Below are 17,493 nucleotides of genomic sequence, written 5' to 3' on the forward strand. Positions count from 1 at the left end.
CTATCCCTGTAGACGGGCGCGCCAAGCCGGCGCGGCGTCAGTTCTCTTCCTGGAAAGCCACCTCGCGCGTGCGCCGGAAGGCCGGGAGCAGCACGAGAATGAGGCAGCCCAGCGCGGCGAGCAGCAGCACGGCGCTGATCGGCCGGGTGACGAAGATCGCGGGGTCGCCATAGGAGACCTGCATGGCGCGCCGCAGGTTCTCCTCCATCAGCGGACCGAGCACGAAGGCGAGCAGCAGCGGCGCCGGCTCGCAATGCCACTTGATGAACAGGTAGCCGAAGAAGCCGAACACCATCAGCAGCATGACGTCGAGCACGCTGTTGTTCACCGTGAACACGCCGATGCAGCAGAAGACGAGAATCATCGGGTAGAACAGGTGATACGGCACCCGCAGCAGCTGGACCCAGATCCCGACCAGCGGCAGGTTGATGATCACCAGCAGCGCATTGCCGACCAGCATGGAGGCGATGAGGCCCCAGAAGACGTCCGGGTTGCTGGTGATGACGCGCGGCCCCGGCGTGATGCCGTGGATCATCAGCGCGCCGGCCATCAGCGCCATCATGGCGTTGGACGGGATGCCGAGGGTCAGCAGCGGGATGAAGGATGTCTGCGCACCGGCATTGTTGGCCGCCTCCGGCGCGGCGACACCCTCGACGGCGCCCTTGCCGAAGCGCTCCGGCGTGGCCGAGACCTTCTTCTCGATGGTGTAGGCGGCAAAGGAACCGAGCGTGGCGCCGCCGCCGGGCAGTATGCCGAGAATGCAGCCGATCAGCGTGCCCCGCCCCGTCGCCGGCCAGAAGCGGCGGAAATCGTCACGCGAAGGCCACAGGTCGCGCACACGGGTCTGCATCACCGACTGATGTCGGTCGTTCTCGATATTGCGGATGATCTCGCCGACGCCAAACAGGCCCATGGCCAGCGGCACGAAGCCGATGCCGTCGAAAAGTCCGGGCAGGCCCAGCGCCATGCGCAGTGCGCCGGATTCGACATCGGTGCCGACGCAACCCAGCAGCAGTCCCAGAACGATCATGCCCAGCGCCTTCAGCACCGAGCCGTGCGCCAGCACGATGGCGGCGATCAGACCGAGCACCATCAGCGAGAAATATTCGGCCGGTCCGAACATCAGCGCGACCTGCGAGATCGGCGGCGCGAACAGGGCGATGACGAAGGTCGCCGCCACGCCGGCGCAAAGCGACGCCAGCGCGGCGACCGCGAGCGCCGGGCCCGCCCTGCCCTGCCGGGCCATCTGGTGGCCGTCGAGGCAGGTCACGACCGAAGAGTTCTCGCCGGGCAGGTTGAGCAGAATCGCCGAGGTCGAACCGCCATACTGGGCACCGTAGTAGATGCCGGCGAGCATGATCAGCGCCGAGGTCGGTTCGAGATAGAAGGTGATCGGCAGCAGGATCGCGATGGCCGAGAGCGGGCCGATGCCGGGCAGCACGCCGATGAGCGTGCCGACCAGCGTGCCCAGCAGGCAGTAGAGGATGTTGGCCGGCTGCAGCGCGATCGAGAAGCCGTGGAAGAGCGAGACGAAGCTGTCCATCAGTACACATTCCCCCAGGGCCACACGCGCAGCGGCAGGCCGAGGCCGACGCGGAACACCAGCACCACGAAGGCCGCCATGCCGGCGGCGACCAGCACCGCCTCGATGATCCGGGTCTCGCGCCGGGCGAGACAGGACACCAGCACGGTTCCCGCTATGGCGACGACGGCGCCCAGCCGGTCGATGGTGGCGGCGAAGAAGCCGATGCTGGCGAGGACGAAGAAGATCTGGCGCGGGAACCAGCGCTCGAACGGCTCGCCGACGCGCGTCAGCCCCTGCGCCACGATGGCGAGGCCGAAGCCGATTTCGAGGAAGGCGAGCGCGCGCGGGAAGAAGCCGGGGCCCATGGCGTCGAGCGTGCCCGGCTTCAGCGGCCAGGCGAGCACCAGCGCGAAGACCGACAGGCCGATGAGGACGAGCCCCACCATCACGTCGTTGGGGTTCTTTATGCGGGACATGGCGTGTGTACCGGGACGCGGAACGGCCCGTGCGGGCCGCGCCGTGCAGGGAAGGCCCCGGACGCCGCGCGGCCTCCGGGGCGGGTGCTATGTCGTGGGCGACTTCAGAGGGTGATCTTCGCCTCGCGCACGACTTCCTCGACGATGCCCTGCCAGTTGGCGAGGAACGCCTTGAAGTCAGCGGTCGAGCTGCCGACCATGATGGTGCCCTGAGCGGCGAGCTTGTCGTAGGCGGAGGGCATCTTCGCCGCCTTGGCGATCGCCGCCTGCATCTTGCTGACGATGTCGGCCGGGACGTCCGACGGCGTGAAGACGCCGCCCCAGTCGGCATGGTTCGCCTTGGGCAGGCCGAGCTCGGCGAGGGTCGGCACGTCGGGGAACTGCTCCAGCCGCGCGTCATTGCCGACCGCCAGCAGGCGCACCTTGTCGGCCTGGATCATCGGCGTGAGGGTTGAGACGTTGAGCACGGCGAGGTCGAGCTGGCCGCCCACCACGTCGCGGGCGATCTCGGTGGCGACACGGTAGGAGATGTTGCGGAACTTCACGCCGCCATAGAGCTGGATGGCCTCCGCCACGATGTGGGGAACGCCGCCGACGCCCGAGGTGCCGTAGCGGATGCGGCCGGGATTGGCCTTCGCGTATTCCATCAGCTCGCCGAAGGTCTTCCACTGGGAATCCTTCGCGACCGAGATGGTCTCGGGGTATTTCACGATCTGCGAGACCGGCTGGAAGTCGGCGTGGAAATTGATCGGCAGGTCCTTCATCAGCAGCGGCGTGACGAGCTGCTGCAGGCCGTTCATCAGGAAGCCGTAGCCGTCATGCGGCAGGCCGAGCACCGCCTGCGCGGCGACCAGCGAATTGCCGCCGGTGCGGTTCTCCACCACCATCGGCTGCTTCAGCACTTCCGACACCGCCTGGAAGGTCACGCGGGTGGCGATGTCGCCGCCGCCGCCGGGCCCGAAGCCGGTGATCACCTGAACCGGCCGCGTCGGCCACGTCGCGCCTGCCTCCTGCGCGCCGAGGCGCCCGGCGGCCAGCACCATGGGTGCGGCCAGGGCGAATTTGAGCGCGTCGCGCCTGTCGATCTTCGGCATTCGTTCCTCCCACATGCTGATTGAAGACGCGCTCTGTGGCGCGCTGCGCGGACACGCGACACTCCCGCGAGGTGTCGACCCGTGCACCGCCTATGGCCGCATGGAAGCCGATGCCGACGGACTTGTCAATTAATCTGTCGACACATTACTATGGCTCCGAAAGAGCTCCGCACCCACTGTCGGACCTTCAGCGCCCGCAGACACGCCTGTAATTAAGAATAACAGGGGTAGGCGCAGCCATCCGTGTCCCTCCCGGCTCTGCACGGCAGGCCAAGCCGGGAGGACTTATGTCGACACTCCTCAGGCCAACGGCCCGGTCCCGCCGGGCGCCGTTTCGAGAACGACTCCATGAAGATCGCCGCCGTTCACACCCATGTCCTCGAAGCCGCCTTGTCGAAGCCGTTCGGCTGGTCCTTCGACAGCACCCGCGTACGTGGCGCCTGCATCGTCGAGATCGTCACCGATACCGGCCTCGTCGGCTGGGGAGAGTGCTACGGCCCCGCCCGCATGAACGCGGCGGTGATCGACGGTTTCCGCCGCCACCTGATCGGCGCCGACCCGATGGCGGGTGAGGCCCTGTGGCAGACGCTGCACAGCCGCTTCCGCGACTACGGGCAGCGGGGCATCGTCATCGCCGCGCTCAGCGGCATCGACATCGCGCTGTGGGACCTGCGCGGCAAGGCGCTGGGCGTGCCGGTGCATCGCCTCATGGGCGGGCCGCTGCGCACGCGCGTGCAGGCCTACGCCACCGGCACCTACCGGCAGGAGGAAGGCGACCCGCTCGACTATGTGATCGAGGAGGTGCGCGGCTATGTCGAGGAGGGCTTCGAGGCGGTGAAGCTGAAGATCGGCCTCGATCTGGAAGAAGATATCGCCCTCATCCGCGCCACGCGCGCGGCCATCGGTCCGGAACGCCAGCTCATGCTCGACGCCAATCACGGCTACGACGCGCTGGATGCCATCGCGCTCGGCCGCCGCGTCGCCGACCAGAACATCGCCTGGTTCGAGGAGCCGGTGATTCCCGAGGACCTCGCCAGCTACCGCGAGGTGAAGGCCGGGCAGCCCATCCCCGTCGCCGGGGGTGAATGCACGGCAACGCGCTGGGGCTTTCTCGATATTCTCGCAACGCGCGCCATCGACATCATCCAGCCGGACACCGCCGCCGCCGGTGGACTTTCCGAGTGCAAGAAGATCGCCGACATGGCGGCGGCCTTCGGCGTTCGCTACATTCCCCATGTCTGGGGCACCGGCATCGGGCTGGCTGCGGCGCTTCAGCTCATCGCCGTCCTGCCCCACACCCCTCCCCGCCACACGCCGCGCGAGCCGCTGCTGGAATTCGACCGCTCCGAGCATCCGTTTCGGCAGGCCGTGCTCACCTCGCCGATCGAGCATCTGCGCGGCTGGGTCGACATCCCGGCCGGGCCCGGCCTCGGCATCGAGGTCGACCGCGCCGCGCTCGAACGCTTCGCCGCCTGAACGATCCGCCCGCCGTCATTACGCAGGAGAGCTTACGTGTCCCATCTCGAAGACCGCGTCGTCCTCGTCACCGCCGCCGCGCAGGGCATCGGCCGCGCCATCGCGCAGGGCTTCCTCGCCAAGGGCGCGCAGGTCTGGGCGACCGACCTCAATGAGGGCGGCCTCGCCGGCCTCGACGGCGCGCGCACGCGCCGCCTCGACGTGCGCGACGCGGCGGCGGTCGGCGCGCTCGCCGGCGAGATCGGCCGGGTCGACATTCTCGTCAACTGCGCCGGCTTCGTGCATGCGGGCTCGGTGCTCGACTGCACGGAAGAGCAAATGGACTTCGCCTACGATCTCAACGTGAAGTCGATGTACCGCACCATCCGCGCGGTGCTGCCGGGCATGCTGGAGCGCGAGGACGGCGTGATCATCAACATCGCCTCGGTGGCGAGCAGCCTCAAGGGCGTGCCCAACCGCTTCGCCTATGCGACGACCAAGGCGGCGGTGATCGGCCTCACCAAATCGGTGGCCGCCGATTATGTGGGACGCGGCATACGCTGCAACGCCATCTGTCCCGGCACGGTGGAGAGCCCTTCGCTGGAAGGGCGGCTGCGCGCGCTCGGCGATTATGAGGCGGCCCGCGCTGCCTTTATCGCCCGCCAGCCCATCGGGCGCATCGGCACGCCTGAGGAAATCGCCGACCTCGCCGTCTATCTCGCCGGCGCCACCTTCACCACCGGCGCCGCCCACATCATCGACGGCGGCTGGTCCATGTAAAATCCTGCCCTGTGACGGAAAGCGTGGCGGGCGCCGTGGAGGCGACGCCCGCCCGCCCCCTCACGCTCTCGTCTTGACCTCGTCCAGCCTGGGCTTGGGCAGCTTGGGCTGATAGCCGCGACGATAGAGCATGATCGTGCGCCGGAAGGTGATCACCACCTTGCCGTCCTGATTGAATCCCGTGGTCGACACCTTCACGATGCCGACGCTCTCGCGCGACTTCGACAGGCGCTTCTCCAGCACTTCCGATTGCGAATAGATGGTGTCGCCCTCGAAGACGGGGTTCGGCAGGCGGATTTCGTCCCAGCCCAGATTGCCGAACACGTTCTGCGAGAGATCGGAAACACTCTGCCCCATCACGGTGGCAAGCGTGAGCACGGAGTTTACGAGCGGTTTGCCGAACTCGGTCTGCGACGCATAGTGATGGTCGAAATGCACCGGCGAGGGCGCGCCCATCAGCAGGGTGAACCAGGAATTGTCGCAGGACAGCAGCGTGCGCCCGATCTGGTGCGGGTAGACGTCGCCGACCTCGAAATCCTCAAAGAACCGTCCCTGCCAGCCGATCTTTTCTGCCACTTGGGCCTCCTTTTGGTTGAATGGGGTCACGCGCGCGAACAGGCCGCCGGCGCGGCGCCGGGCGCGAATTCTGCGCGGATGCGCGCGCTGTCGGCGCCCAGCACAGGCACCTTGCTGCCCGAAGCGACAGGGCGGCCGGCGGGACGGGGCATCTCCACCCGCTCGCCGCCCGGCATTTCGACAGCGATGCGGCGCAGCGCGGGGTGAACGGAGAGATCGTGCAGGGTGGAGACGCGCGCCCAGGCGATCTGGCCCGCCTCCAGCCGCGCGATCATTTCCTCGCAGCTTCGCGGCGTGAACACCTCGTGCACCGCCGCGTCGAGCGCGTCGCGGTTCTGCACCCGCGCCCAGTTGTCGATGAAGCGCGGGTCCTTCGCGAGATCGGGAAGGTGGAGCACGGCGGTGCAGAAGCGCACCCATTCCGCCGTCGACTGGATCGACACCACGATGTCGCCGTCGGCGCAGTGATAGGGCCGGTAGGGGTAGACCGAGGCGTGCGAGAGACCGTAGCGCGCGGTCTCGACGCCCATATAGTCGTAATGGAGCAGCGGCAGGGACATCCACTCGGACATGGCGTCGAACATCGCCACCTCGATGGCCAGCCCGCGCCCGGTGCGCCCGCGCTGCAACAGCGCCTCCAGCACCGCGCAATAGGCATTGGTGCCGGTGCCGATATCGGCGATGGAGATGCCGACCTTGGAGGGCACATCCGGCGTGCCCGTCACCGCGCAGATGCCGCTTTCCGACTGCACCAGCATGTCGTAGGCGCGCTTAGCCGCGTAAGGCGTGCCGCGCCCGTACCCCATGATGTCGACGACGATCAGGCGCGGAAATTCGGCGAGAAGCTGCGCCGCGCCGAGGCCGAGCCGGTCGGTGGCGCCGGGCGCGAGGTTCTGCACGAACACGTCGGCCTTCGCCAGCATGGCCTTCGCCAGAGCGAGATCGCCGGGGTCCTTGAGATTGAGGACGACGCTCTCCTTGCCGCGGTTGAGCCAGCCGAAGGCCGCCGAGGTGCTGCCCAGCGCCTTGTCGTAGTCGCGCGCGCGGTCGCCCTCCCCGGCTTCGATCTTGATGACGCGCGCACCGGCGTCGGCGAGGCGCATCGTGCAGAGCGGGCCGGCCACCGCCTGGTCGATGGAGACCACGAGGATTCCATCGAGAGGACCGGGCGGGGCGGCGGCGGAAGTCGGCATGTGGGGAGGCTCCCGTGTCATTTCTGCTGGCCCGCGACCTTGTCGAGCCCGACGAGGCGGTCGAGCAGGAGGACAAGGACGAAGGCGATGTAGATCGTGCCGGCGGACACCGCGGCGATCATCGGGTCGACCGAGTACTGGACGTAGTTGAAGACCTTCACGGGGATCGGCGACTGCGCGATCACCGTGTTGAAGATGCTCACCTCGACGTCGATCCAACTCATGATGAGGCCGAACAGGCAGCCGGCGATGATGCCCGGCTTGATCAGCGGCAGAGTCACGAAGAAGAAGGTGGCCGGTCCCGAGGCGCCCAGATCCTGCGCCGCCTCCTCCAGCGAGATGTCGAAGCCCTCCAGCGAGGCGAGCGTCGTGCGCACGATGTAGGGCAGGATGATCACGACATGGCCGACCAGCATCGCCTCGAAGCTGCGGGCGAAGCCGAGCGTGCCGGAAATCTGCAGCACGCCGACGCCGATGATGATGGCCGGCAGGATCAGCGGCGACAGGAAGAAGTTGGCGAGCATCTGCGTGCCCGGCAGCCGCCCGCGCTTGAGCACCAGCGCCGCCGGCACCCCGAGCAGGAAGCCGATCAGCGTCGCGCCGAAGGCCAGCCGCGCGCTCAGCAGGATGGCGTCGACATAGGAGGGGTCGGCCAGAAAGCGCTGATACCAGCGCAGCGTGAAGCCGACAGGGGGAAAAGCGAGATACTCGGTCGTGGTGAAGGAGATCGCGATCACCACGACCAGCGGCAGCACCAGATAGGCGAGCACCAGCCAGGCGATCGCCGAGATCAGCGCGGGGCCGGCCGCGTCTCGCAGGCGGATGGACAGGCGGCGGCTCATGACGCGCCTCCCCGGCCCGGACGGCGCTCCATGATGAGAGTGTAGGCGACGATCAGCGCAAAGCTCGTCACCAGCAGCACGACCGCGATGGCGCTGCCGAGGAACGGATTGAAGACCAACATGAACTGGTCGTAGATCAGCATGGACGACACCACGGAGCGCCCGCCGCTCATGATGCGCGGCGTCACATAGCTCGAAATGCTGAGCGTGAAGACGATGAGCGTGCCCGCCACGATGCCCGGTGCACTGAGCGGCAGCGTGACCTTCACGAAGGTGGCGAAGGCGGTGGCGCCGAGATCGCGCGAAGCCTCGCGCAGCGAGCCGTTCATGTTCTGGAGCACGCTGGCGATGGCCAGTACCATGAAGGGCAGCATGACGTAGATCATGCCGACGATGATCGCGACCTCGGTCGAGAGAAGCCGCAGCGGCCGGTCGATGATGCCGAGCAGCAGCAGCGTCTCGTTCACCAGACCCTCGCGCCCGAGCAGCACGATCCAGCCGAAGGAGCGCACGATGTTCGAGGTGAACAGCGGCATCAGGATCAGGATGAAACAGACCCGCCGCACGGTCCGCCGGTGCTCGATCAGGCTCATGTAATAGGCGAGCGGATAGCCCAGCAGCAGCGTGGCGACGCAGGTGACCAGCGCGATCCAGAGCGTGTAGCCGAGCACCTGCCAGTAATAGGCCTCGCCAAGGACGGCGGCGTAGTTCGCCAGTGTCAGCTCGCCGGCCGGATTTGAGAAGCTGTCCACCACCACCATGCCGAGCGGCGTGACGAAGAAGACGATCAGGTAGATCAGCGGGATGCCGAGCAGGATCGCGGCCGAGAAGCGGTTGATGCGCATGGCTCAACCCGTCAGCACGCGGGCGGCCTCGCGCGCCCAGCCGATACGCACCGGCGTGCCGGGAGGTATCGCCGCCTCCGGGCCGGCGCCGGCCTGCTGGATGACGACGGACTGGCCGCTCGCGGTGCGCACGAAGAGGCGGGTGGCGTTGCCGATGTACACGCGGTCGGTGAGCGTACCGCTGAGCCCGACGCCGCCCTCCGGCACTACGCCGAGGCGGACCTCCTCGGGGCGGACCAGCAGCGTGGCCGCGGCGCCGCCGTCCGGCGCCTGATAGGGCAGCGGCTCGCTCTCGCCGGCAATGCGCAGCGTGCCGTCGGCGGCCCTCTCCAGCGGCAGCAGGTTGGCCTCGCCGATGAAGTCGGCGACATAGCGGCTGGCGGGCCGGGCATAGATGTCCTCGCCCGTTCCCACCTGGGCGATATCGCCGTCCTGCATGACGACGATGCGGTCGGCCATGACGAGCGCCTCTTCCTGGTCGTGCGTCACGAACAGGAAAGTGATGCCAAGCTTCTGGTGCAGATCCTTCAGCTCCATCTGCATGCGCTTGCGCAGCTTCAGGTCGAGGGCGCCGAGCGGCTCGTCGAGCAGCAGCACCTTCGGCTTGTTGGCGATGGCGCGGGCGAGCGCGACGCGCTGCTGCTGGCCGCCGGAGAGCTGGCCGGGCAACCGCTCGCCATAGGCGGACATGCCGACCGTCTCCAGCGCCGGATCGACGATGGCGGCGGTGTCGGCCTTGCTCACACCGTTGCGGCGCGGACCGAAGGCGACGTTCTCGCGCACGGTGAGATGGGGAAACAGCGCGTAGTTCTGGAACACCATGTTGACCGGCCGCCGGTTCGGCGGCTCGTCGACAATGGATCGGCCGCCAATGACGATGTCGCCGCCGTCGATGGCGACGAAGCCCGCTATGGCGCGCAGCAGCGTGGTCTTGCCACAGCCGGAGGGACCGAGGAGGGCGACGAACTCGCCCTCCTCGATGTTCAGCGACACGCCCTTAAGCACCTGCAACGACCCGTAGGACTTCGTCACGCGGTCGATGGTGATCAGCGGCATGGGTTCAGCTCCGACAGCAGGTGCGCGGTCAGCGGCGGCCGAGGACGTCGCGGTTCCAGGCGTCGAGGATCTGCTGGCGGTGCGCGTTGATGGCGACCGCATCGGAGAAACGCAGGTCCTTGATCGAGCCGTTCGGACCCCAGGGGAGGCGCGACTTCGCCTTCTCGCTGAGCTCGATGTTCTTCACCGAGGGTCCGTAGAAGTAGTTCTCGACGAAGCACTTCTGCGCGTCGGCGGTCAGCGCGTGGTTCAGGAACTCATACGCCGCCTTGGACGGCTTGATGAGGTGCAGCCGGGTGCCGGAGGCCAGCCCGCCCTCCTTGGGGATGACGAAGCCGACCTCGAAGGGTTTGGCGTCGGCCAGCGACCACACCGCGCCGCTGTCCAGCACGCCGATGATCGCTTCCTTGCGCGAGAGGATGTTGCTCGCATTGCCGCCGGAGTCGTAATAGGCGGCGACTTCGAGCTGCTTCATCTTGTCGACGCCGGGCTTCAGATTGTCGACGCCGCCGCCGAGCAGCTCGGAGACATAGACCAGCATGGGCGGGCCCGAGCCGTCCGACATGGAAGGCCAGGTCGACAGGCCCTTATACTCCGGTTTCCACAGGTCGAACCAGGACGTGGGCGCCTGCTTCACCTCATCCTCGTTGTAGACGATGCCGACCGAATAGTAATAATCGTCCAGCCCGGTGATCTTGCCGTCCTTGTTCTTGTGGACTGCCTCCGGGATGATGTTGGCGATGTTGGGCACCTGCGCCGGGTCGATGTCCTGGAAGACACCTTCCGACTCCGCTGCCTGAGAGACCTCGCCGTCGAGCCAGATCACGTCGAGCGACTGGTTGCCCTTCTGCTGCTTCAGCTTGGCGACGGTGACCGACGAGACGCCCTGATCCACCGTGACCTTGATGCCGGTCTTCGCGGTGAAGGTGTCGATAACGCACTTCTGCAGAGTCTGGCCGTGCTTGCCGCCGAAGGCGGCGACCACGAGCGATTCCTGAGCAGCGGCCGGCGCGACAGCGAACGCAGCCGCGAGCGTCCCACCGAGGAGATAGGAAAGGCATCGGGACATGACGTTTCCTCCCATTGGATGTTTTTCTCGTTGACGGGCCATTCAAACGATGGCGGCCCATCCCGTCAAGATATGTGTCGACAGATTTATGCGACGGAGACCCGGAAGGATAGATGTCGCAGCAGGCGAACCTGTTCGACGGATCGCCGGCACCTCCGCCACTTTCCGTTTACTTGCAACACTTTATCATCTCCCTATGGGGCAATATGGCCGAGTTGGCGCCATCCGCAAACGAGGCGGAACATGCGCATGGGCAGAACTCGCAGAACGACAGTCGAGAATTATGTCGACATACCTGCATCCAGACGGACGTATTGCTCGGACGGACCGACCGACCGCCGATCGTCCGCGGCGCGCCCGCAAATGCGATCCTGTCGACAGAGTGCGCCCGCGAGCTGTAGATTGCGCGGAGAGGCCGGCCAGCGGAAAAGGGCCGGTCCGGTGACGGAAGGCGGCATTCTCCTTGACGACGATCACGTTCGAGCGCGCGGATTCCTGGATCGCCACGCCCCCCTCCAGCCAGTCTGAATCCTTCCTCAACGCCGTGCTGGTGGTGCGCCGCATCGTGGCCGAGCATCACGACCGGCCCTCGCTGGTCTCGCGCGTGGCCTGCGAGGTCGGCGCCGAGATCATCGAGAACATCCGCCAGAGCGGCGAGGACCTCAGTTCGGTGGAACTCGCCGAACGCTACGAGACCAGCCGCACACCGATCCGCGAAGCGTTGCTGCTGCTGGAAAAAGAGGGGCTGGTCCGCATTCCCCAGCGCCGGCGCCCCCATGTGGCGGTGCTGGACATCGCCGAGGTGCGGGAAATCTACCGCGTGCGCGCCGTTCTCTTCGGCGCGGTGGCGTCCGACGCGGCGACGCTGCGCACGGAAGAGGACATGGAAGCGCTGCGCGACCTGCTGGCGCGCCTCAGCGCCGCGCATGACGCGCACGACCTCTCCGCCTATCTCTGGGCGAATGTCGAGTTCTACAACCGCCTGACCATCGCCGCCCGCAACGCGACGGCCAAGCGCATCCTCGATTCCCTGCTGCTGCGCACGCTGCGCCTGCGGCGCCTGTCGCTCTCGCAGCCGACGCGGCGCGAGAAGTCGATGGCCCACCACATCCAGATCATGAACGCGCTGGAGGAGCAGGACGCCCCGCTCGCCGATGTTCTGATCCGCTCGAACCACCTGCACGCGCTTGCGGTGCTGGAACAGATCTACGCCGAGGGAGGGGTGCCCTCCCCGACGCGCTCGCGCCGCCGGCGGCGCCAGGCGGCCACGGCGGCGGAAGAGGAATAGCGGGCGGCCCCGAGGGTCGGCCCGCCCTGGAGCGCGTCAGCCCTCGTCGCCCTCGATCGGCACGAGGAACCGGCCGTCCTCGATGCGCTTGACGCCGTCGACATAGAGCGTCGGCTCCAGGATCACGCCATCCATGTGGATCTTGGACATGATCGAGCCGCCGACATCGACATTGGTGCCGAGGCCGAAATGCATCGTGCCCATGATGTTCTTGTCCTCGCGCTGGATGCCGCGGATGACCGCCTTGGCATTGACGCCGACCGAGGCTTCCGCCGGGCACATATAGGCGTTGTCGTCGCCATAGGTGGCGAGGAAGTCGCGCAGGATGCGCGCATCCGCCCCGCCATCGATCTTCACCACCCGGCCATTCTCCACCGTCAGCTCGATGGGCGAGCCGAGCTTGCCGAGGTGGTGCATGGTGAGGTCGATCACCAGCTTTCCGTTCGCCGTACCCTCGATGGGCGCCACGTTGAACTCGCCGGTCGGGTACAGATAGTAGTAGAGCTTGCCGGCCGGACGGTTCTCGTCCTTCTGGAAGTTGATGATCTTGTAGGGATCGAACTCCGGGCCCGGCAGCGGCGGGATCCACACCATGTTCTCGACGCTGTAGGTGAAGTCCGTGCCGTAGCGCGAGGTCACGCGGCAGGTCTTGGCGTCAGGACCGAAAACGTTCTTGCCGACATAGTGCTTGCGCACGGCGATCTGCCTCATGTCGTCGGCGATGGCGCCGGACTGGAGCCATTCGAGCCGCATGCCGCCATCGAGGCAGATCGAGGGGATGCCCGCTTCCATGGAGCGCAGGCTGGCGGCGCAGTGCAGCATGCCGGTGGACGAGCACAGCACGTTCACGTCCGACTTCATCATCGCCTCGCACACGGCGGCCGGCGGGTCGTAATAGTCGGCCGGGCGGCGGCTGAACAGGCACAGCGTCGCATCCGCCTCGATATCGGCGAGGATGGTCATGATGGCCTGCCAGACGCGCGGATCGTGTTCGGTGTCCGACAGGACGAGGACGCGCTGCCCCTTCTTGATGTTGCGCACCAGCGGACGGCGCAGATGTTCCAGCGTGCCCGTGATCAGGCCACTCACTCCCGACATTTTTTCTCTCCTGATTGCCGAGCGGCGCGCTTCGGCGTCAATGTCATTAGTGTCGACATTTTATGAGATCGGTCAAGAGGTCGACCGCGCGCCATACGCAGCCTCACCCTGCCTTTACGACGTAATAGCAAGCGACTACACGCGGGTAAGCAGGCGTGAACGTGCGACCAGATTCTGCGATAGATTTGAAATGTCGACTATTTTGTCGACGCTGCGGGCATCAGGCAGAGCGCGGCGCCACCCAGCGCCAGCACGCCCAGCATCAGGAACGCCACCGGAAAGCCCGCCAGCCCCGCCAGTCCGCCGAACAGCGGCGGGCCGAGCACAATTCCGACATAGGAGAACAGCAGCGCGCCGCTCGCCGCGAATCCGGCCTGAGCCGCCGGCACGGTCTGCATCAGGCTGGCGAGGAACACGCCGTTCCAGCCGCTCGTCGTGCCGCCCAGCAGGAAGGCGACTCCGGCGATCGCCCAGTCCGGGCTCGCTGGCGTCAGCCCCCAGGCCATGACGCAGGCCACCGCCATGCCGAGCCCGATAGCCCCGAGCGTGCCGCGCAAGCGCCCTACCCGGTCGGCGATGAAGCCCCAGCCGATGCGCCCGCACACCGCCGCCGCCTGGCTGATGCCCAGCATCATCCCGGCGGTGACGAGATCGCGGCCGAGCTCATGCATCACGAACACCACCAGCAGCGAGCTGACGACGAGTTGGAGCGCCCCGTACAGCGTGGACGCGAAGGACATGGCGAGCAGCGCGCGATGCCCGAGCATCAGCCGCAGCGGCGCGAGAAAGCCGGCGCGGGCGATGGGGCGTGCCTCGCGTTTCTCCTCCCGCACGATACCGAGGAGGCCGCCGGCCACCAGCCCCGATAGCGTGACCGCCCCGCCGACGATGAACAGCGCGGTCTCCAGGTCCGAGCGGATGACGAGGGCCGGCACGATCAGCCCCGCCAGCATGCCGCCGAGCGGCACCGCCGTCTGGCGCACCGAGAGGAAAAGCGCGAGATTGGCGATCGGCTCGCCATTGGCGATGGCCTGCTGGCCGGCCGGAGTCAGCGGGCCGTAGCACAGCCCCATCAGCGCGGTCGCCAGAAGGACGAAGGCGAAGGACCCCAGCCCGAACAGCGCCAGCGCGCCGCCGCCCGCCACGATGCAGGCGAAGCTCATCCGCAGCGGCCCGACGCGCGGGATGACCGAGGCGGTCGACAGCGTGCCGATGGCGACGAAGATGTAGCTCGCCGCCGCGTAGACCCCGGCCGTCTCCGGCGGCAACCCGTAGAGCGCGGTTACCTGATCGGCCACCACGGGCGGCGTCAGCACCATCATGGACATCACGGTCTGCGGGTACATGGTGGCGAACAGCAGCGCCAGAGGGCCGTGACGGGGCATGAACCTTCCGAGGAGAGGCAGGCGCGGCGATTGGGACCGCGCACGACGCCGGCCTTCCCGATCCGGGAGTGTCCGGCACTATGATTTATCGTTTTCCACCTAAGTCACGCTGCCCAATGCCTGTCAATGTGCTACGTGCTTCGTTCGTCGAGGCTCAGTCGATATAACGTTTACCTATAGGAGACGCGCGTGTCCTCCCCTTACGAGACCCTGCAGATCGAAACCGACGGCAATGTCCAGCTCGTGCGGCTGAACCGCCCGGCATCGGGAAATTCGATCAACCTCGCCATGGCGGAGGAGCTGAACCACTGGCTTTGGGAGCTCTATGTCGATGCCGGCGCCACACGCTGCATCGTGCTCACCGGCGCCGGGGACCGCATCTTCTGCGGCGGCGGCGACATGAAGGAGCGGGCGAGCATGGAGCCGGCCGCCGTGCGCCGGCAGAGGGCGCTGATGGAACGACTGATCCGCCAGATCGCCGACTGCCCGGTGCCGATCCTCGCGGCGGTCAACGGCGCGGCGGTGGGCGCGGGCTGCGAGATCGTCGCCGCCATCGACTTCGCCTATGCCAGCGAGACCGCCCGCTTCTCGCTTCCCGAGGTGCGGCGCGGCATCTCCCCGGGCGCCGGCGCCACGCAGACCATTCCCCGTGCCTGCGGCATCCGCCGCGCCAAGGAGATGATCCTCACCGGCGACATGTTCTCGGCCGCCGAGGCGCGCGACTGGGGGCTGGTCAACAAGGTGGTGCCGGCCACAACGCTGCTTGAGGAGACGCTGGCGGTCGCGCGGACCATCGCGAGCAATGCGCCCCTCGCCGTCCGCCAGGCGAAGAAGGCGCTCGACATCGCAACCGACGCCGATTTCGGCACCGGCTTCCGCTTCGAACTGGAAGCACACGCACCGACCGCGCGCTCGCGCGACCGTCAGGAAGCCATCACGGCCTTCGCCGAGAAGCGCGAGCCGGTGTTCCACGGCGCGTGAAGCGAGGCCGCCGGGGCCGCCGTCCCGACGGCCCCGGCGGTTACGCCGATTCAGCGGTTGAAAGCGGGCTTGCGCTTTTCGAGGAAGGCGGAGATCGCCTCCTTGTAATCCGGCCCATCGACGAGGCGGGAGGCGCTCAGCTCATGCGCGGCATCGCCGCCCTTCTTCCAGCCGACCGCGTCGATGAGATTGGCGCTCTCCTTGATCGCGCGCACGGCCGCCGAGCTCTTGGCGGCGATCAGCCCGGCCAGTTCCATCGCCTTGGGCAGCACCTCGGCCTCGGGGAGCACGTGGTTCAGGAACCCGACCTGCCGCAGTTCCGGCGCATAGATCCGCCGCCCCGTGAGGATCATCTCGCGGATGAAGCTCACCGGCAGGTTCAGCCGGTGGAAATAGGAACCTGCCCCGCCCGTCAGGCTGCGGTCGACCTCCGGCATGGAAAAAAAGGCCGTGTCGGCGGCGACGACGATGTCGCAGAAGCTGGCGAATACCATGCCTCCGCCGATGGCCGGCTTGGTGACGGCGGCGATGGTCGGGCAGGACAGCCGGTAGAAGCGGTCGGTGATGCCCTCGATGTATTCGTGGCGCGACCGGCGCGTCTCGGAGGTGAAGGACAGGAATTCCTTCAGGTCGCCGCCGCCGATCCAGGCACGCGCGTCCGGCTTGCAGGCCAGCACGACGGCGCGGATCGCCGGCGTCGCCTCGATATGGTCGATCACCCTGTCGAGGCTCTCATACAGCTCGCGCGAGAGCGCATTGACGGGCGGGCGATCGATGGTGAGCACGGCGACGCCGTCCTTGGTCACCAGATGAAAGAATTCGAAGGCCGGCTCCTCGGACATGGGCTGCGTTCCTCGCGTGGTGGTTCCCGGCGCCTCGTCACTCGCCGCACCGCACGGGCGCGCGGCGGCGAGTGAGCCGACGTCATCGCCTTCTTACCAGCCGAGCCAGCACGGGTAAACGTTTCATTTTTACTTCGCTAATATCATATATCAAATTGATATTACTATTTATTTTTACGAATTACGATTTCTCAATCCGGAGTCGCCTTCGGTTTCCCGCACCTCCTCGTCCAAGGTCCGCGGCGGGGATCGGGAACCCCGTCCTTCGTCTCGGGGGCCTGATCTCGCTGCCGGGCCTCCGCACTTCATCGGAACGCGCACCCGCTGCCCGCGTTGTCGCTGCGACGCCGACGTGGCGTCCAACGATCAGGGAGTATCCTCGATGCGCGCAAACATCATCGGCCTCGCCGCGGCGGCCGCGCTGCTTTCCGTCCCCGCGCTGGCGCAGCCGCAGATCAGCGAAACCGCCACCGTCGCCGTTGCGCCGAGCGATGCGCTCGCCTCCAATCTCGTCGGGCTCGACATCAGCAATGCGGCGAACGAGGATGTCGGCGAAATCGAAGACCTCGTGCTCGACAGCTCCATGAATGTGCGGGGGCTGGTGCTTTCCGTCGGCGGCTTCCTCGGCCTGGGCGACCGCTACGTCGTCGTCCCGCCGAGCACCGTGAAAGTGTCGTTCGACGCTACCAAGAAGCAATGGAAGGGCATGAGCGCCCTCACCCGTGAGCAGCTCAAGGCCATGCCCGAGTTCAAGTATGAGGGGAAGTTCGACGACTGACGCCCTCACAGATCACCACCCCGCTCTCGTTGGAGGGCGGGGGTTTCTGCGGCGTGATCCGGCCCGAGGATTGCTGGTGCACCCTTAAGCCGACGGCTCACGCGGCCATGCTGGCGGCAGCGAGGCACGAGGGTTGACGTTGCCCCCAACTTCTATCCAGCTGTGAGTTCGCCCTGACGGTTGGATTTTCCCTCTCGGGCGTGCGGAGCG

Annotated in this window: 17 protein-coding genes; 5 read left to right on the plus strand and 12 right to left on the minus strand. The window is 67.0% G+C overall.

The window, feature by feature from the left end; translation table 11 throughout:
- Positions 1-37: 37 nt before the first annotated feature.
- The 3 genes from MWN33_RS18125 to MWN33_RS18135 form a co-directional block, all read right to left on the minus strand.
- A complete protein-coding gene (locus MWN33_RS18125) occupies positions 38-1,543 on the minus strand; it encodes a tripartite tricarboxylate transporter permease (protein WP_247202460.1) in 1,506 nt (501 codons plus the stop codon).
- Positions 1,543-2,001: a tripartite tricarboxylate transporter TctB family protein gene (locus MWN33_RS18130; RefSeq protein ID WP_247202462.1), complete on the minus strand. Its 459-nt coding sequence runs from the start codon at positions 1,999-2,001 to the stop codon at positions 1,543-1,545. The genes MWN33_RS18125 and MWN33_RS18130 overlap by 1 nt, the downstream gene beginning before the upstream one ends.
- A 104-nt stretch (positions 2,002-2,105) precedes the next feature.
- Positions 2,106-3,095: a Bug family tripartite tricarboxylate transporter substrate binding protein gene (locus MWN33_RS18135; RefSeq protein ID WP_247202463.1), complete on the minus strand. Its 990-nt coding sequence runs from the start codon at positions 3,093-3,095 to the stop codon at positions 2,106-2,108.
- A gap of 348 nt (positions 3,096-3,443) precedes the next feature.
- On the opposite strand from MWN33_RS18135, the gene MWN33_RS18140 reads away from it, so the two are divergent.
- Entirely contained in the window at positions 3,444-4,571 is a 1,128-nt protein-coding gene (locus tag MWN33_RS18140) for a mandelate racemase/muconate lactonizing enzyme family protein (protein WP_247202465.1), read from the plus strand.
- Between the two features lie 36 nt (positions 4,572-4,607).
- Complete coding sequence (locus MWN33_RS18145) at positions 4,608-5,330, plus strand: SDR family oxidoreductase (protein ID WP_247202466.1); 723 nt, start codon at positions 4,608-4,610, stop codon at positions 5,328-5,330.
- A gap of 60 nt (positions 5,331-5,390) precedes the next feature.
- On the opposite strand, the gene MWN33_RS18150 is transcribed toward MWN33_RS18145, so the two are convergent.
- Genes MWN33_RS18150 through MWN33_RS18175 form a run of 6 tightly spaced genes read right to left on the minus strand, consistent with a single transcriptional unit; the run spans position 5,391 to position 10,911 of the window.
- A complete protein-coding gene (locus tag MWN33_RS18150) occupies positions 5,391-5,906 on the minus strand; it encodes a MaoC family dehydratase (protein ID WP_247202468.1) in 516 nt (171 codons plus the stop codon).
- A gap of 26 nt (positions 5,907-5,932) precedes the next feature.
- On the minus strand, positions 5,933-7,099 hold the full coding sequence (locus tag MWN33_RS18155) for a CaiB/BaiF CoA transferase family protein (RefSeq protein WP_247202469.1): 1,167 nt from the start codon (positions 7,097-7,099) through the stop codon (positions 5,933-5,935).
- A 17-nt stretch (positions 7,100-7,116) separates the two neighbouring features.
- Positions 7,117-7,941: an ABC transporter permease gene (locus MWN33_RS18160; protein WP_247202470.1), complete on the minus strand. Its 825-nt coding sequence runs from the start codon at positions 7,939-7,941 to the stop codon at positions 7,117-7,119.
- A complete protein-coding gene (locus MWN33_RS18165) occupies positions 7,938-8,786 on the minus strand; it encodes an ABC transporter permease (protein ID WP_247202471.1) in 849 nt (282 codons plus the stop codon). Before MWN33_RS18165 ends, MWN33_RS18160 begins: the two co-directional genes overlap by 4 nt.
- 3 nt (positions 8,787-8,789) lie before the next feature.
- Positions 8,790-9,842 carry an ABC transporter ATP-binding protein gene (locus tag MWN33_RS18170; RefSeq protein WP_247202472.1) on the minus strand — a complete coding sequence of 351 codons (1,053 nt, stop codon included), beginning with the start codon at positions 9,840-9,842 and terminating at the stop codon, positions 8,790-8,792.
- 28 nt (positions 9,843-9,870) lie between these two features.
- Positions 9,871-10,911 carry an ABC transporter substrate-binding protein gene (locus MWN33_RS18175; protein WP_247202474.1) on the minus strand — a complete coding sequence of 347 codons (1,041 nt, stop codon included), beginning with the start codon at positions 10,909-10,911 and terminating at the stop codon, positions 9,871-9,873.
- A gap of 463 nt (positions 10,912-11,374) precedes the next feature.
- Here MWN33_RS18175 and MWN33_RS18180 point away from each other — a divergent pair, with 463 nt between their 5' ends.
- On the plus strand, positions 11,375-12,199 hold the full coding sequence (locus tag MWN33_RS18180) for a GntR family transcriptional regulator (RefSeq protein ID WP_247202476.1): 825 nt from the start codon (positions 11,375-11,377) through the stop codon (positions 12,197-12,199).
- 36 nt (positions 12,200-12,235) lie between these two features.
- Here MWN33_RS18180 and MWN33_RS18185 read toward each other — a convergent pair whose 3' ends face one another.
- The gene (locus tag MWN33_RS18185) at positions 12,236-13,297 is read right to left on the minus strand and encodes an aminopeptidase (protein WP_247202477.1); all 1,062 of its coding nucleotides are present in this window, start codon (positions 13,295-13,297) and stop codon (positions 12,236-12,238) included.
- 197 nt (positions 13,298-13,494) lie between these two features.
- Entirely contained in the window at positions 13,495-14,682 is a 1,188-nt protein-coding gene (locus tag MWN33_RS18190; protein WP_247202479.1) for an MFS transporter, read from the minus strand.
- A 189-nt stretch (positions 14,683-14,871) separates the two neighbouring features.
- Here MWN33_RS18190 and MWN33_RS18195 point away from each other — a divergent pair, with 189 nt between their 5' ends.
- Positions 14,872-15,663, plus strand: a complete 792-nt coding sequence (locus MWN33_RS18195) for an enoyl-CoA hydratase/isomerase family protein (protein ID WP_247202481.1) — start codon at positions 14,872-14,874, stop codon at positions 15,661-15,663.
- 50 nt (positions 15,664-15,713) lie between these two features.
- Here MWN33_RS18195 and MWN33_RS18200 read toward each other — a convergent pair whose 3' ends face one another.
- Positions 15,714-16,505 carry an enoyl-CoA hydratase/isomerase family protein gene (locus MWN33_RS18200; protein ID WP_247202483.1) on the minus strand — a complete coding sequence of 264 codons (792 nt, stop codon included), beginning with the start codon at positions 16,503-16,505 and terminating at the stop codon, positions 15,714-15,716.
- Positions 16,506-16,887: 382 nt separating this feature from the next.
- On the opposite strand from MWN33_RS18200, the gene MWN33_RS18205 reads away from it, so the two are divergent.
- Positions 16,888-17,283 (plus strand): PRC-barrel domain-containing protein, encoded by a 396-nt coding sequence (locus tag MWN33_RS18205; RefSeq protein ID WP_247202485.1) that lies wholly within the window; start codon positions 16,888-16,890, stop codon positions 17,281-17,283.
- The last annotated feature ends 210 nt before the right edge of the window (positions 17,284-17,493 follow it).

Origin of the sequence: Ancylobacter koreensis, assembly GCF_023016525.1 — a bacterium.
Taxonomy (GTDB): domain Bacteria; phylum Pseudomonadota; class Alphaproteobacteria; order Rhizobiales; family Xanthobacteraceae; genus Ancylobacter; species Ancylobacter koreensis.